This window comes from Mesorhizobium sp. M0830 (assembly GCF_040319965.1).
Classification (GTDB): Bacteria; Pseudomonadota; Alphaproteobacteria; order Rhizobiales; family Rhizobiaceae; genus Mesorhizobium.
The window spans coordinates 251,583-265,055 of the sequence record NZ_JAMYOR010000001.1 but is presented as its reverse complement, the minus strand read 5'-3'; the positions used below and the strand labels follow the sequence as shown (position 1 = coordinate 265,055).

Sequence of the window (13,473 nt, the reverse complement as noted above, 5' to 3'; positions counted from 1 at the left end):
TAGGTATTGACGGCCCGCGGGACTAGCATGCTCATTGGGAGGTGGGCGATGACAAAAGTCTCGATCCGCCGGGCGGACTTCATGATGGTCCTCGCCTATGCTTCGGACCTCGCAACCGGCCATTCTCGCGACTTCGCGCTGAAATCCTGCGTGCTTGCGATGCGGATCGCAGATCGTGCGGGCGTTTCCGAGCAGGTTCGGCGCGATGCCTACCACCAGTCGATGCTTCGCTATGTTGGCTGCAACGCGGATACCGATCTTCTGTCGGCAACCTTCGGCGACGAAATCGCGCTCCGCCAGGACCTTGTCGGTCTCGACATGGGCAATCGTGCGGAACTGGGCAGGGTCTTCGTACAGGCCTTCAAGCGGTTCTACTACGATCTCCAGCCTGACGCGCAGGCCAGGGCGATCGAGGCCGCCATGTCGCAGGCGTTGGCGGTGGCCCGCCCGGTGCTGATCGCGCATTGCGAGGTCGCGCAGCGCATCGGTGAGCGGCTTGGCTTGTCCGGGGAGATGGGCCGCAATCTTGGACAAATCTACGAACGCTGGGACGGCAAGGGTCTGCCACGTGGACTGAGCGGCGAGGAGGTGCTGCCGGCCGTCCAATTGATCACTCTGGCGCAGGATGTCATTGCGCTTAGCGATGCCGTCGGGATCGTGGAAATGGCCGAAACTGTCGCCAGCCGCGGCGACGGCCCTTACGCGGCTGATCTGGCCCGGCTTGTCTCGGCAAACGCGGCGGTGCTGATGGAGGGCATCGGCGTGACGGTCGACCGCGAGACGATTTTGGCGCTGGAGCCCGATCCGCCGGTGTCGCTCGATGAGGCGGACTGCGACGAGGCATTTCTCGCCATCGCCGACATGATCGACATGCGCATGCCGTTCACACAAGGCCATTCGCGGATGGTGGCGGAACTGGCTGAGGGAGCGGGGAGACAGATGGGGCTGCCCGCCGCCGACGTCCGTGCGCTGCGCTGGGCGGGCTGCATCCACGACATTGGCGAACTTGTCGTGCCGGTGGCGACCTGGATGCGCAATGGTCCGCTGTCGGTCCGCGAGCGCGACGCAGCCCAACTGCACGCCTATTACGGCGAGCGTGCGCTGGCCTCGTTCGGCCGCGAGGGCGAGGCAATGGCCTCACTCGTCCTGCGCCATCACGAACGCCTGGACGGCTCTGGCTATCACCGCAAGGTCGGCGGTTCCGACCTGTCCCCGGCGGCGAGGATCCTGGCCGCTGCCGAAGCGTTCCAAACGTCGCGGGAGGAACGTCCTCACCGCAGGGCGCTGTCCAGCGACGCTGCAGCGACGCAGTTGCGCGCTGCCGTTCGTGAGGGCAGTATCTGCCCCGACGCCGCCGAGGCCGTGCTGTCCTTCGCCGGGCAGCGGTCACGCCGGGCGGCGCACCGGCCGCTGGCCGGAATGACGCCACGTGAGATCGAGGTGCTGCGCCTGATCGCCGCCGGCCTCACCGCCAAGGAAGCGGGGCGCGAGCTGGATATCTCGCCCAAGACCGCGGACCACCATATCCAGAACGTCTATGCCAAGATCGGTGTGACCACTCGCGCCGCCGCGGTACTCTATGCGGTCGAGCACGGCCTTGTCCGGCCGGGCGAGACGTAGTCATCGGCATAGGGAATCCTCCCCATGTGCACCTGCTCCGAGGCGCGCATCGTGATCCTGTCGACGGACCAATGGTGGCCGCGACCGACAGGAGGAAATCAGATGCTTCTCGCAACGACCAAGGTGGCGGACGTCGACCGCTTCATCCGTATCTTTTCGACCAAGGGCGCCGACAAGCGCCGACTGCACGGTTCGAACGGCGCGACCGTGTTCCGCGACCCCAGCGAGTCCGACCGCGTCTGGGCGATCTTCGACTGGGATGCCGAGGGTTGGAAGAACTTCGTATCGGATCCCGAAGTGCCGGCGATCCTGCAGGAGGCTGGCCACGTGGGCAAGCCGCAAGCGGCGATGCTGCTCGGCCACTATGAGGCCTGACGTGCCTTTCGCGCCGCCTGCTACCGGCGGCGCACCCACGAACCCCAAAGATCGGAGACATGAGATGGACCAGAAACCCATCAAGATCGGCCTTATCGCCGAACTCACCGGCCCGTTGTCCTTCATGGGCATCGCCAACGCAAACCTCACGACCATGCTCGTCGATGACATCAACGCCAAGGGCGGCTTGCTGGGCCGGCCGGTGAAAGTCATCATTGAGGACGGTGAGACCACCGACAGCGTTGCCAAGGCAAGGACCGCGAAACTGATAGATGTCGACAAAGTCGATCTGGTCGTCGGAGGCATCTACAGTTCGACCCGCCAAGCCATCAAGAGCGAGGCGGTCACACGCGGCAGGACGCTCTACATCTACACCGAGCAATACGAGGGGCAGGAAAGCGATCCCCTGATCTTCTGCACGGGCCCGGTGCCCGCGCAGCAGGTCGAGCCGCTGATCCCATGGTTCATGAAGAGCACCGGGGCGAAGAAGTTCTATCTGCCTTCGGCCGACTACATCTGGCCCCATCTGTTGAACAAGGCCGCGAGCCGGGTGGTTCGCGCCAATGGCGGCGAGATCGTCGGTGAGGAGTATTTTCCGCTCGATACCGTCGATTTCCGGCAGACGGTGCAGCAGATCATGGCGAGCGGCGCTGAAGTGGTCTTCAACACCCTGGTTCCGCCGGGCTTGACGCCGTTTCTCGACGAGCTGCACAGGGCTGGTTTCGGCAAGCGAGGCGGCAAGTTCATCTGCACCTACTTCGACGAGAACTTCTTCAATCTCGTGCCGTCCGAGCAGATCGAAGGCCTCTACAGTTGCCTCGACTACTATCAGGAACTCGAGGATCCGTTTGGCCGGGCGCTCTTGCGGCGCTACCAGGACCGATTCCCCGGCAGCGCGATGTTGACCGCGGGCAGCGGCTGCACCGGCCACTACCGGGCGATCAAAATGTGGGAAGCGGCGGTGGCCGAAGCCGGCTCGGTCGAGCGCGACGCGGTTATCCGGGCGCTCGACCATGCTCGGATCAGCGAGGGGCCGGGTGGCCCGGCCGAAATGGTCCCCGGCCAGCACCATGTTCGCATGAACATGTACATTGCGCAGGCACAGAGCGGTCGCTTCCGGATCGTGAAGAACCTTGGACCGATCGATCCCAACGAACGGATGCTTGCCGGCGAAAGCCAAGTCATCGGCGCCGACTGAATCCGCGGCGTCGATCAATGTTGTTCCAAGTGGCGGGGGCGAGTAGATGCCGCCCTCGCCATCCAACCGGGCCAGCAAGGGCTGTTCCTTGCGCCTGTTCGATGTCATTCCGTAACTAGGCGTGGGTCGATGCCAAGGCGGCCTCCAGCGCGGCCAATCCGTTCGAGATCGCCGCACGCTCGCTCGCGCTAAGCTTGTCCAGCAAATCCCTCTCGAACGCCTTCGCCAGCGGCACCATTTCGCGATAGGCGGCAAGGCCGGCCTTGGTCAGCGCCAGATGTTCGACGCGACGATCATTCTCGTCAGCGGTTCGGGTGAGCCAGCGTCGTCGTTCGAGTTCAGCCACGGCGCGCGATACCTTGGTCTTGTGCATGGCCGATTGGTTGCCGAGTTCAGTCGCGGTCATCGTTCCATGCTGCCCAAGCCCGGAAAGGGTACGCCATTCCGGCCGCGTCAGGCCGTGACTGTCCTTGTATATTCGCGAAAATTCGCGGCTGACGGCGTCGGCAAGCCGGTAGAGCCGGTAGGGCAGGAAATTTTCCAGATTGAGAATTTCAGGCGCGTCGGACGCTTCGCTCTTGATCGCCATTTTTTCAAAGCCGCCATTGATGGTTACATTTTCGATGGTTACAAATGAAACCAGTTTGGTCAATTGAGATCTATTCCGGGAGGAAGCAATGGCCTTTTCCTACATGCCGGGGTTCGGCAACGACTTTGAAACCGAGACCTTGCCGAGTTCGCTCCCGCAGGGGCGGAATTCGCCGCAGCGGCCGGCCTATGGGCTCTATGCCGAGCAGCTTTCCGGCTCGCCCTTCACCGCGCCGCGCGGCACCAATGAGCGCTCCTGGCTCTATCGCATTCGGCCGAGCGTCAAGCACACTGGCCGCTTCAAACGGGCGAGCTATCCCTTGTGGAAGAGCGCGCCCAATGTCGGCGATCACGAACTGGCGCTCGGCCAGTACCGCTGGAATCCGGTGCCGATGCCGAAAGAGCCCACCGATTTCATCGCCGGCATGCGCAGCATCACCACATCAGGCGATGTGCTGGGACAGACCGGCATGGCAGCGCATGTCTACGTCGCCAACCGCTCGATGGCGGACGATCATTTCTTCAATGCCGACGGGGAGTTGCTGGTCGTGCCGCAAGTCGGTGCCTTGCGCTTCATCACCGAGATGGGCGTCATCGAGCTGCGGCCCGGCGAGCTCGCAGTGCTGCCGCGTGGGCTGGTCTTCAAGGTCGAGCTGGTCGATGCCGAAGTGCGCGGCTATGTCTGCGAGAATTACGGCGCCAAGCTGACGCTGCCCGATCGTGGTCCGATCGGCGCCAACTGCCTGGCCAATCCGCGCGATTTCAAGACACCTTGCGCATGGTTCGAGGACAAGGAAACGCCGTGCCGGCTGATCGTCAAATGGTGCGGCAATTTCCATGTCACCGAGATCGGTCACTCGCCCCTGGATGTCGTCGCCTGGCACGGCAACTACGCGCCCTACAAATATGATCTGGCAACCTTTTCGCCGGTCGGCGCGCTGTTGTTCGACCATCCAGACCCGTCGATCTTCACCGTGCTGACCGCGCCGAGCGGCGAGGAGGGCACCGCCAACATCGACTTCGTCATCTTCCCGCCGCGCTGGCTGGTGGCCGAAGATACGTTCCGGCCGCCCTGGTACCACCGCAACATCATGAGCGAGTTCATGGGGCTGATCCACGGCCAGTACGATGCCAAGGAAGAGGGTTTTGTACCCGGCGGCATCAGCCTGCACAATCTGATGCTGGCCCATGGACCGGATGCGCCTGGCTTCGAAAAGGCCTCGCGCGCAGACCTGAAACCGGTCAAGCTCGACAACACCATGGCCTTTATGTTCGAGACCCGTTTTCCGCAGATGCTGACCCGCTACGGCGCCGAACTGGAAACCCGGCAGGACAATTACATCGACTGCTGGGCGGACCTGAAGAAGCACTTCAACGGCACGCCGGAGGGCGACTGGTCTTGAGCGCTGAGACAATGCCGGACCGGCTGGTGCTTTTGGGCTCGAAGGGTGGCCCGGCATTGCGGCCAGGCGGACCGTGGCCGAGTTCGTCGCTGCTGCAGATCGGCGGCCGCAGCATCGTCGTCGATTGCGGTCTCGGCGTGACGCGCGGTCTGGTCGATGCCGGCATCAGCCTGAAGGCGCTCGACCTGGTCTTCATCACGCATCTGCATTCCGACCATGTGTTGGAACTGGGACCGCTGATCCACACCGCCTGGACGGCGGGGCTGGCGACACCCATCGAAGTGTTCGGTCCGCCCGGCACGGGCCACTACTGGCGGCGCTTTTGTCAGTCGATGGAGTTCGACATCGAGATACGCATCGTCGATGAGGGCCGGCCGGATATCCGCGAACTGGTTTCGATGGTCGAGTTCGGCGAAGGCCATGTGGTCGAGCAGGGTGGCTTGAAGGTCTCGGCGCTGCGCGTCGAGCATCCTCCGGTGACCGACTGTTTTGCCCTGCGCTTCGAGCATGACGGGAAAAGCGTTGTGTTCTCCGCGGATACGGCCTTTTTTCCACCGCTCGCCGATTTTGCCCGGGACGCCGACGTCCTGGTCCACGAAGCCATGCTGGAAGACGGCATCGAGCGGCTTGTGGCTAAGACCGGCAATGGCGGGCGGCTGAGAGACCATCTGCTCGCCAGCCACAGCTTTGCCGAAGAAGCCGGGCATATCGCCCGCGATGCCGGCGTGACGAGCCTGGTGCTCAATCACCTCATTCCGGCCGACGATGCCGAGATCGGCGAGGCCGACTGGATCGCCGCTGTCAGGAAAACATGGGCCGGCGACTTGACGATCGCCCGCGACGGCCTTGTTGTGGAATTAAGCGGCGCCAAAGCCGCACAGGGAGAGGAAACCGCATGAAGCTTGCCACATTGAAGGACGGGACGCGCGACGGAAAACTCGTCGTCGTCTCGCGCGACCTGACACACTTCACCGACGCCTCGTTCCTGGCGCGCACGCTGCAGGCGGCGCTAGACGACTGGCGGCGCATCGCCCCACATCTCGCGACGATAGCGGAATCGCTGGAGAACAATGCGATGCCGTCGGAACGCTTCCACGAGCATGACGCCCATTCGCCGCTGCCGCGTGCCTATCAGTGGGCCGATGGCTCGGCCTATGTGAACCACGTCGAACTGGTTCGCAAAGCCCGCGGCGCCGAGATGCCGGCGAGCTTCTGGACCGACCCGCTGATCTACCAGGGCGGCTCGGATTCCTTCATTCCGCCACGCGATCCGATCCGGATAGTCGACGAGGCGTTCGGCATCGATATGGAAGGCGAAGTCGCTGTTGTCGTCGACGACGTGCCGATGGGTGCAAGCCTCGAGGAAGCGCGCGCCGCGATCCGGCTGATCATGCTGGTCAACGACGTGACGCTGCGCGCACTGACAGGACCGGAGCTGGCGAAAGGTTTCGGCTTTTTCCAGTCAAAGCCGTCCTCGGCGTTCTCGCCTGTCGCAGTGACGCCGGACGAACTGGGAGACGCCTGGGATGGCGGCAAGGTCAGCCTGCCGCTGCTCGCCGATGTCAACGGCAAGCCCTTCGGCCGGGCCAATGCCGGCATCGACATGACCTTCGATTTCCCGGCGCTGATCGTGCATGCCGCCAGGACAAGGCCGCTGGCCGCCGGCACCATCGTCGGCTCGGGCACCGTCTCCAACAAGCTCGACGGCGGGCCGGGCAAGCCTGTCCAGGACGGCGGCGCCGGCTATTCCTGCATCGCAGAACTGCGCATGATCGAGACCATTGTATCAGGCGAACCCAAGACGCCGTTCCTGCGCTTCGGCGACACGGTGCGCATCGAGATGAAGGACAAGACGGGTCATTCGATCTTCGGCGCCATCGAGCAGAAGGTCGAGAAATACGAGAGGTGAGGGAATGACGGGGCACTATCTGCTGGCCGGTGTCTGGGCACTCGCCTTGCTGGCGGCCTTCATCCAGGCGATCCGGTTGAGCTACCGCGTCGAGGCGCGCACGCTCGGCCTGACCAACCGCAGCGGCTTTCCGCGCAAGGCGATGATGTTCCACACCATCACCAACATCAACGTCGCGCGGGATCTGGAAACGCAAGTCATGCGGCGGCGGATGAGCCGGCTTTTGCTGATCGTTCTTGCCGGATCTGTGGTTATGTGGGCGGGCTTGTATCTGGTGCGGTCGATCGGATGACACCATGAACCTGCCTGATCACCTGCTCGCATGTCCGGCAACCTGCATGCGATGCTATCCGGCACCTTGGTCAAGCCGCCACAGTTGGACGAGTTCCTGCTCGTTTATGACATCAAACTAAGGAAGGCAGAGGTCGAGAGGCTGGGGGCTCCAGTTGCCAATTCTCATCTTACATAATCGGCCCATCAACGGCTGAGGTAGTGCCGATGCCTGGCAGAAGGCCCACCTTCACCGGAGGGGGGAGAAGACGCGCCACCGGCTTACCGCGTCGGGTGATCACGATCTCCTCGCCGGCCTTCGCGCGCCTTACGAGTTCCGACAGCTTAGCTCTGGCTTCGGTTATGGAGACGTTCACGGCTCGACCTCTTGTGATCGGAACTTAGACCAAAGCCGATCGAGCCGCAAACGAGCTTGAGGTTTCAGGCCGCTTTGCCATCCACCTTGATCACCCCGCGCTTGATCTGGTCCTGCTCGATCGATTCGAACAGCGCGCGGAAATTGCCTTCGCCAAAGCCTTCGTCGCCCTTGCGCTGGATGAACTCGAAGAAGATCGGTCCGATCACGGTTTTCGAAAAGATCTGCAGCAGGATCTTGGTCGTGCCGCCGTCGACGACACCTTCACCGTCGATCAGGATGCCGTGCTTCTTCATCCGCTCGATCGGCTCGTCATGGCCGTTCACCCTGGCATAGGACATGTCGTAATAGGTTTCCGGCGGTCCGGGCATGAATTTCAGCCCGTTTTCGGCCAGCCTGTCGGTGGCGGCATAAATCTCGTCGGTGCCGACCGCAATGTGCTGGATGCCTTCGCCATTGTACTTCTTCAGATATTCGGCGATCTGGCTGGTCTCGTCCTTGGACTCGTTGAGCGGAATGCGGATCTTGCCGCAGGGCGAGGTGATGGCGCGGCTGACCAAGCCGGTGATCTTGCCATCAATGTCGAAGAAATGGATCTGCTTGAAGCCGAACAGGTTGCGGTAGAAATCCCACCATTTGTCCATCTGGCCACGATAGACATTGTTAGTCAGGTGATCGAGATAATAGAAGCCGACGCCTTGCGGCCGCGGGTCACGTTCGCCCAGCCATTCGAACTCGGCATCGTAGGCCGAACCCTTCTCGCCGTAGGTCTCGATGAAATAGAGCAGCGAGCCGCCGATGCCGACGATTGCCGGCACATCGAGCGCCTTGTCGGTGCCTTCGTAAGGCGTCGCGCCTTTGGCAACAGCGTGGTCGAAAGCGTGTTTGGCATCGACCACGCGCCATCCCATGGAGGGGGCGCAGGGGCCGTGCTTGTCGACGAATTTCATCGCATGCGAGCCGGGCTCGGCATTGACGACATAGTTGATGTCGCCCTGGCGCCAGACTGTGATGTCCTTCGTGCGGTGCTTGGCCACCGCGACATAGCCCATCCGGGTGAACAGTTCGGCGAGCTTCTGCGGCTCCGGGTGCGCGAACTCGACGAACTCGAACCCATCGGTGCCGGCGGGGTTGTCCTTGCTGATCTTGGCGGGTGGGGCATCGTGCGGGAAGGGGCCCATGATATTCCTCCGGATCTGGCCTGGCCTGCAAAGGCCATCTGACGCAATCATAACGCGGAGCCGGTGCACGGTGCTTGCATTCAAACGCTTGAAATGATCATCTCATGCGCGAAATATGCACCATGTGGGGAAAAACCATGGATGGGACGCGCATTGATCAGTTTGACCGCAAGATAATGGCGCTTTTGCAGGGCGATGCTCGGCTGACCAACAATGATCTTTCGGAACGCGTCAACCTGTCGGCGTCGCAATGCTCGCGCCGCCGCCAGCGGCTGGAGGAAGACGGCTTTATCAAGGGTTATCGCGCCGTTCTCGACCGCGACAAGCTCGGTTTTTCCTTGGTCAACGTCATCTCGGTGACATTGGCCACTCACAACCGCGACAATGCGCGGCGGTTCGGCGAACTGGTGGCGCGGCTGCCCGAGGTGCAGGAGGCGCACGCGCTGACCGGCGAGATGGACTACATCTTGAAAGTGGTGACGCCCGATTTGAAGTCGCTGTCGGAATTCGTCAACGGTGTGCTCCTGCCGCACGAATCCGTGCAGCACGTGAAAACGGCGATCGTGCTGGAGACACTGAAGGAAACCGGCGCGCTGCCGATCTGACTGTTGGCCCGATTCGACCTTCGGCCAATCTACCCCTTCGACTGTTGGATCAGCCCATAAAGATTGGTGCAGCGCGCGCCGGAGCGGCAATAAGCGAAGACCGGGCCGTCGAGCTCATCCAGCGCCTCGGCCTGATCCTCGACATTCTCGGCCGTGATCTGGCCGCTGATGACGGGGATATAGCGGAAGGCGAGACCGGCGGCTTCCGCTGCCGCCTTGAGCGTGTCGGCCGAAGGCTGGCCGGGCTGCTCGTCGTCGGGTCGGTTGCAGATGACGCTCTTGAAGCCGGCGGCCTTGATGGCGGCGATGTCTTCCGGCTGTATCTGGCCCGAGACCGAATAGTCCTCACTGATTTCGCGGTATTCCATGACAGTATCCTCGCAAACTGGTCAGGCGGCAGTCTTGCCACTCCCCGACATGCGCGGCAATCCGCACCGAAGGAATTCTCTGCCAAATAGACATTGCGCGCCAGAAAATCCAACCGGGCCGATGCGGCCCGGTTGGATGACCCTTCAAACTCAGCTGCCGAGGATCGCCCCTTTGATCTGGCGGATGTTGTTGTGCATCATGTCGATATAAGTCGAGGCCGGGCCATCGGGTTGCGACAGCGCATCCGAATAGAGCGTGCCTCCGACCTTGATGCCGGTCTCGCTGGCGATTTGCTCGATTAGGCGCGGGTTGGTGATGTTCTCGACGAAGATCGCAGCCGCTCTGTCCTGCTTCACCTGGGTGACCAGCTTGGCGACGTCGGCGGCGGACGGTTCGGAATCGGTCGAGATGCCTTGCGGGGCGAGGAAGGTCAGGCCGTATGCGTGTTCGAAATAGCCGAAGGCATCATGCGAGGTGATGACGACACGCTTGTTTTCAGGGATCGAGGCGATCGCCGCTTTCACTTCGCCTTCGACTGCATCGAGCCTCTTGGTGTAGGCGGCGGCATTGGTCTGGTAGCTGACGCAGCCTTCGGAGTCGGCCGCGCAGAAGGCTTCGGCGATGTTCTTCACATAGATCCTGGCATTGGCGATCGATTGGAAGGCGTGCGGATCGGTGACGGTCTTGCCGCCACCGGTGCCGGCACCTTCGGCTGCGTCGGCATCGGCGAATTCAGGTTTGAAATCGATCGGCGTCACACCTTTGGTCAACGTGACGATCGAGGCTTTGGTGGCGCTGGCGTCGACCAGCCGCTGCAAAAACCCTTCGAAATGCAGGCCGTTGACCAGCACGATATCGGCCTTGGCCATTGTCACCGCATCGGCCGGGCTTGGCTCATAGACATGGGCGTCGCCGTCCGGCCCGACGATGGTGGTTACATCGATCCGGTCGCCGCCGACATTCCTAGCAAAATCGGCGATGACGGTGAAGCTGGCGACCACTTTCAATGGTGCCGCGAAGGCCGACGATGCGCCAAAGGCAGTTAATGTTATAACGCTCATCGTGAGGGCGGCGCGGATCGATTTCAGCATAGACAGGTCTCCTTTAGGGGCGGGGATCAGGCCGTTCTGTGACGGTGATGGACGATGCGGGCGCGCAGGATACCGCGCGTGCCGAATAGGATCGAGCCGAAATAAACGACGCCTGCCGACAGGATGATGGCCGGGCCGGATGGCAGCGACGCGTGATAGGACAGGAGCAGCCCGGCGACGCAGGAAGCAAAGCCGATCAACACCGCCAGCACGCACATCGGCTCGACGCGCACCGTCCAGAAGCGGGCGGCGGCGGCCGGCAGCATCATCAGCCCCACCGACAGCAAGGTACCGAGTGCCTGGAAGCCGCCGACGAGGTTGAGCACGACAAGGCCGAGGAAGATGAAATGCACCGGACTGCCGAGCCGGCTGACCGAGCGCAGGAATAGCGGATCGAGGCATTCGGCGACCAATGCCCGCCATAAGATGGCAAGGCTGACCAATGTCACCGCAACGATGCCGCCGATCAGCATCAGCGCTTCATTGTTGAGCGCCAGCACGGTGCCGAACAGCACATGCATGAGATCGACGCTGGAACCGCGGATCGACACCATCAGCACGCCGATGGCGAGCGAGATCAGATAGAACGCCGCCATCGATGCATCCTCGCGCTGGATGGTGAAGCGCGAGACGGCACCGGCGCCGAGCGCGACGATGACGCCGGCGATCAGGCCGCCGATGGTCATCGGCAGGATCTCCAGCCCATAGAACAGGAAGCCGGCGGCCGCACCCGGCAGGATGGCATGCGCCATGGCGTCGCCCGACAGGCTCATCCGTCGCAGCATCAGGAAGACGCCGATGGGGCAGGCGCCGAGCGACAGCATCAGCGAACCGATTAGCGCCCGCTGCATGAAGCCGAAATCGGCGAAAGGCGCGATGAAAAGACCGTAAAGCGCGTCCATCAGGCAGCCCTCGGCCCGACGCCGTGGTGATGGTCGTGATCATGATGGTCGTGATCGTGCCCATGGGCATGAGCGTCCTCAGCCGGCTCGCACCAGGGCGCATTCTCTTCCCAGGCTTCGTGGAAGCGGCGGGCGCGCAGCAGGTTTTCCGGCTTCAGCGTTTCCCTGGTTTCGCCCCAGGCGATAGGCTGGCGGGCGAGAAGCAGCGTTTCGGGGAAATTCTGCCGCACCAGATCGAGATCGTGGACGACCACCATGATGGTGCGTTCCTCGCCGTGCCAGTGTTTGATCAGTGCGATGAGGTCGCCAACCGTCTTGGCATCGACCGCGTTGAACGGCTCATCGAGCAGGATGAGCTCAGCGTCCTGCAACAGCACACGCGCAAACAGCGTGCGCTGCAACTGGCCGCCCGACAGCGTATCGATCGGCCGCTTCTCGAAGCCGCCGAGGCCGACCGCCATCAGTGCTTTGGCAACATCATCGCGATCTTGCCTGGTGTAGCGGCCGAGCAGGCCGCGCCGTGGCCACAGGCCAAGCGAGACCAGATCCACCACTCGTGCCGGAAAGGAGCGGTCGAGTTCCGACTGCTGCGGCAGATAGGCGGCGCGAATGCCAGGCGCGCGGACGACCTCGCCGGCCATTGGTTTCAACACGCCGACAATGCCTTTCATCAGCGTCGATTTGCCGGAGCCGTTGGCGCCGACGACGGCCGTCAGCGAGCCCTTGCGGATGGTACCGTCAAGATGATGGATTGCGGGATGGCTGCCGTAGCCAAGCGTCAGGTCGCGGAATGTCAGGCATGTGTTTGTCATTCTGCGATCCGTGGGGCGGCGAAATCCGGCTGCTGTCAGCGGCCGATTGGATATGTGATGTTATTACATTAGTCAACAAGCCAATCCGGCGGAATTGCGACTGCCGGATCAACTCGCCGTGTAAGGATGTCTCACGCCGCTGGTCCAAGGCGAATTGCCCGGGCGACCTTGCCCGAGGCCGGCCGCAACTCTAAAGAGGCACGACCGACACAGCAAGGAACCATCCAATGAGCATTCGTCGCATCGACGTTGGCCCGCGCATGAGCCAGATCGTCATCCACGGCAACACCGTCTATCTGGCCGGTCAGGTCGGTCAGCCGACCGGCAACGTCGCTTCGCAGACCAGGGACATCCTGGCGGCAATCGACCAACTGCTGGCCAAGGCCGGTACCGACAAGACCAAGATCCTGCAGGCGATCGTCTGGCTGGCCGACATGAGCACCTTTGCCGAGATGAACGCGGAATGGGACAAGTGGGTGCCGCAAGGCAACACGCCGGCCCGCGCCACCGGCGAAGCAAAGCTCGCCGGGCCGGAATATCTGGTCGAGATCATTATTACCGCCGCGATCTGAGTTTCTCACCCTCCCCCATGTTGGGGGGGGGGGGGGGCAAGCCCCGGGGGGGGGGGGGGGCCGCCCCCCCCCCCCCCACGTCCGCCGCGTCCCCCGCGGCGCCGGCCCGGCCCGCCCCCCCCCCCCCCCCCCCCCCCCCCCCCGCGCCGCACCCCCACCCCGTCTCGCCACCATTGCTTCGCAATGCCGGTTCGCCGACCCT

At 62.8% G+C, this 13,473-nt stretch carries 16 protein-coding genes; 9 read left to right on the top strand and 7 right to left on the bottom strand.

Annotation, left to right across the window (positions count from 1 at the left end):
* The first annotated feature begins 48 nt into the window (after positions 1–48).
* The 3 genes from NKI20_RS01140 to NKI20_RS01130 all read left to right on the top strand — a co-directional run bounded on the left by NKI20_RS01140 (position 49) and on the right by NKI20_RS01130 (position 3,193).
* Positions 49–1,620 (top strand): HD domain-containing phosphohydrolase, encoded by a 1,572-nt coding sequence (locus tag NKI20_RS01140; protein WP_352827537.1) that lies wholly within the window; start codon positions 49–51, stop codon positions 1,618–1,620.
* Positions 1,621–1,722: 102 nt separating this feature from the next.
* Positions 1,723–1,995, top strand: coding sequence for a hypothetical protein (locus tag NKI20_RS01135; protein ID WP_352598856.1), 273 nt, complete (start codon positions 1,723–1,725; stop codon positions 1,993–1,995).
* Positions 1,996–2,059: 64 nt separating this feature from the next.
* Positions 2,060–3,193, top strand: a complete 1,134-nt coding sequence (locus NKI20_RS01130) for a substrate-binding protein (protein WP_352827534.1) — start codon at positions 2,060–2,062, stop codon at positions 3,191–3,193.
* A 115-nt stretch (positions 3,194–3,308) separates the two neighbouring features.
* On the opposite strand, the gene NKI20_RS01125 is transcribed toward NKI20_RS01130, so the two are convergent.
* A complete protein-coding gene (locus NKI20_RS01125) occupies positions 3,309–3,782 on the bottom strand; it encodes a MarR family winged helix-turn-helix transcriptional regulator (RefSeq protein ID WP_352827639.1) in 474 nt (157 codons plus the stop codon).
* An 88-nt stretch (positions 3,783–3,870) separates the two neighbouring features.
* Here NKI20_RS01125 and hmgA point away from each other — a divergent pair, with 88 nt between their 5' ends.
* From hmgA to NKI20_RS01105, 4 genes are read left to right on the top strand one after another with little or no spacing between them, the layout of a single operon-like run.
* Entirely contained in the window at positions 3,871–5,184 is a 1,314-nt protein-coding gene (hmgA, locus tag NKI20_RS01120; protein WP_352827532.1) for a homogentisate 1,2-dioxygenase, read from the top strand.
* An 11-nt stretch (positions 5,185–5,195) separates the two neighbouring features.
* On the top strand, positions 5,196–6,083 hold the full coding sequence (locus NKI20_RS01115) for an MBL fold metallo-hydrolase (protein WP_352827636.1): 888 nt from the start codon (positions 5,196–5,198) through the stop codon (positions 6,081–6,083).
* Complete coding sequence (locus NKI20_RS01110; protein ID WP_352827529.1) at positions 6,080–7,093, top strand: fumarylacetoacetate hydrolase family protein; 1,014 nt, start codon at positions 6,080–6,082, stop codon at positions 7,091–7,093. The genes NKI20_RS01115 and NKI20_RS01110 overlap by 4 nt, the downstream gene beginning before the upstream one ends.
* A gap of 4 nt (positions 7,094–7,097) precedes the next feature.
* Positions 7,098–7,385 (top strand): hypothetical protein, encoded by a 288-nt coding sequence (locus NKI20_RS01105; RefSeq protein ID WP_352598848.1) that lies wholly within the window; start codon positions 7,098–7,100, stop codon positions 7,383–7,385.
* Positions 7,386–7,554: 169 nt separating this feature from the next.
* Here the strand turns inward: NKI20_RS01105 and NKI20_RS01100 are convergent, their stop codons facing one another.
* Together NKI20_RS01100 and hppD are read right to left on the bottom strand one after the other, a co-directional pair.
* Positions 7,555–7,740: a type II toxin-antitoxin system Phd/YefM family antitoxin gene (locus tag NKI20_RS01100; protein WP_352598846.1), complete on the bottom strand. Its 186-nt coding sequence runs from the start codon at positions 7,738–7,740 to the stop codon at positions 7,555–7,557.
* A gap of 64 nt (positions 7,741–7,804) precedes the next feature.
* The gene (hppD, locus tag NKI20_RS01095) at positions 7,805–8,920 is read right to left on the bottom strand and encodes a 4-hydroxyphenylpyruvate dioxygenase (protein WP_352827525.1); all 1,116 of its coding nucleotides are present in this window, start codon (positions 8,918–8,920) and stop codon (positions 7,805–7,807) included.
* A 137-nt stretch (positions 8,921–9,057) separates the two neighbouring features.
* On the opposite strand from hppD, the gene NKI20_RS01090 reads away from it, so the two are divergent.
* Positions 9,058–9,525, top strand: a complete 468-nt coding sequence (locus NKI20_RS01090) for an Lrp/AsnC family transcriptional regulator (protein WP_352827522.1) — start codon at positions 9,058–9,060, stop codon at positions 9,523–9,525.
* A gap of 29 nt (positions 9,526–9,554) precedes the next feature.
* Here NKI20_RS01090 and NKI20_RS01085 read toward each other — a convergent pair whose 3' ends face one another.
* From NKI20_RS01085 to aztA, 4 genes are all read right to left on the bottom strand, one after another.
* Positions 9,555–9,893 carry a protein tyrosine phosphatase family protein gene (locus NKI20_RS01085; protein ID WP_352827520.1) on the bottom strand — a complete coding sequence of 113 codons (339 nt, stop codon included), beginning with the start codon at positions 9,891–9,893 and terminating at the stop codon, positions 9,555–9,557.
* A 150-nt stretch (positions 9,894–10,043) separates the two neighbouring features.
* A complete protein-coding gene (gene aztC, locus NKI20_RS01080) occupies positions 10,044–10,985 on the bottom strand; it encodes a zinc ABC transporter substrate-binding protein AztC (RefSeq protein ID WP_352827518.1) in 942 nt (313 codons plus the stop codon).
* A 26-nt stretch (positions 10,986–11,011) separates the two neighbouring features.
* Positions 11,012–11,887, bottom strand: a complete 876-nt coding sequence (gene aztB, locus NKI20_RS01075; protein WP_352827516.1) for a zinc ABC transporter permease AztB — start codon at positions 11,885–11,887, stop codon at positions 11,012–11,014.
* On the bottom strand, positions 11,887–12,699 hold the full coding sequence (gene aztA, locus NKI20_RS01070) for a zinc ABC transporter ATP-binding protein AztA (protein ID WP_352827514.1): 813 nt from the start codon (positions 12,697–12,699) through the stop codon (positions 11,887–11,889). Before aztA ends, aztB begins: the two co-directional genes overlap by 1 nt.
* 227 nt (positions 12,700–12,926) lie before the next feature.
* Here aztA and NKI20_RS01065 point away from each other — a divergent pair, with 227 nt between their 5' ends.
* A complete protein-coding gene (locus NKI20_RS01065) occupies positions 12,927–13,271 on the top strand; it encodes a RidA family protein (RefSeq protein WP_352827511.1) in 345 nt (114 codons plus the stop codon).
* Positions 13,272–13,473: the final 202 nt, after the last annotated feature.

Bases quoted from the DNA above. Each gene is read 5' to 3' on its own strand.
- NKI20_RS01140 (WP_352827537.1), top strand. From the start codon at position 49: ATGACAAAAGTCTCGATCCGCCGGGCGGACTTCATGATGGTCCTCGCC.
- NKI20_RS01135 (WP_352598856.1), top strand. From the start codon at position 1,723: ATGCTTCTCGCAACGACCAAGGTGGCGGACGTCGACCGCTTCATCCGT.
- NKI20_RS01130 (WP_352827534.1), top strand. From the start codon at position 2,060: ATGGACCAGAAACCCATCAAGATCGGCCTTATCGCCGAACTCACCGGC.
- NKI20_RS01125 (WP_352827639.1), bottom strand. From the start codon at position 3,782: ATGGCGATCAAGAGCGAAGCGTCCGACGCGCCTGAAATTCTCAATCTG.
- hmgA (WP_352827532.1), top strand. From the start codon at position 3,871: ATGGCCTTTTCCTACATGCCGGGGTTCGGCAACGACTTTGAAACCGAG.
- NKI20_RS01115 (WP_352827636.1), top strand. From the start codon at position 5,196: ATGCCGGACCGGCTGGTGCTTTTGGGCTCGAAGGGTGGCCCGGCATTG.
- NKI20_RS01110 (WP_352827529.1), top strand. From the start codon at position 6,080: ATGAAGCTTGCCACATTGAAGGACGGGACGCGCGACGGAAAACTCGTC.
- NKI20_RS01105 (WP_352598848.1), top strand. From the start codon at position 7,098: ATGACGGGGCACTATCTGCTGGCCGGTGTCTGGGCACTCGCCTTGCTG.
- hppD (WP_352827525.1), bottom strand. From the start codon at position 8,920: ATGGGCCCCTTCCCGCACGATGCCCCACCCGCCAAGATCAGCAAGGAC.
- NKI20_RS01090 (WP_352827522.1), top strand. From the start codon at position 9,058: ATGGATGGGACGCGCATTGATCAGTTTGACCGCAAGATAATGGCGCTT.
- NKI20_RS01085 (WP_352827520.1), bottom strand. From the start codon at position 9,893: ATGGAATACCGCGAAATCAGTGAGGACTATTCGGTCTCGGGCCAGATA.
- aztC (WP_352827518.1), bottom strand. From the start codon at position 10,985: ATGCTGAAATCGATCCGCGCCGCCCTCACGATGAGCGTTATAACATTA.
- aztB (WP_352827516.1), bottom strand. From the start codon at position 11,887: ATGGACGCGCTTTACGGTCTTTTCATCGCGCCTTTCGCCGATTTCGGC.
- aztA (WP_352827514.1), bottom strand. From the start codon at position 12,699: ATGACAAACACATGCCTGACATTCCGCGACCTGACGCTTGGCTACGGC.
- NKI20_RS01065 (WP_352827511.1), top strand. From the start codon at position 12,927: ATGAGCATTCGTCGCATCGACGTTGGCCCGCGCATGAGCCAGATCGTC.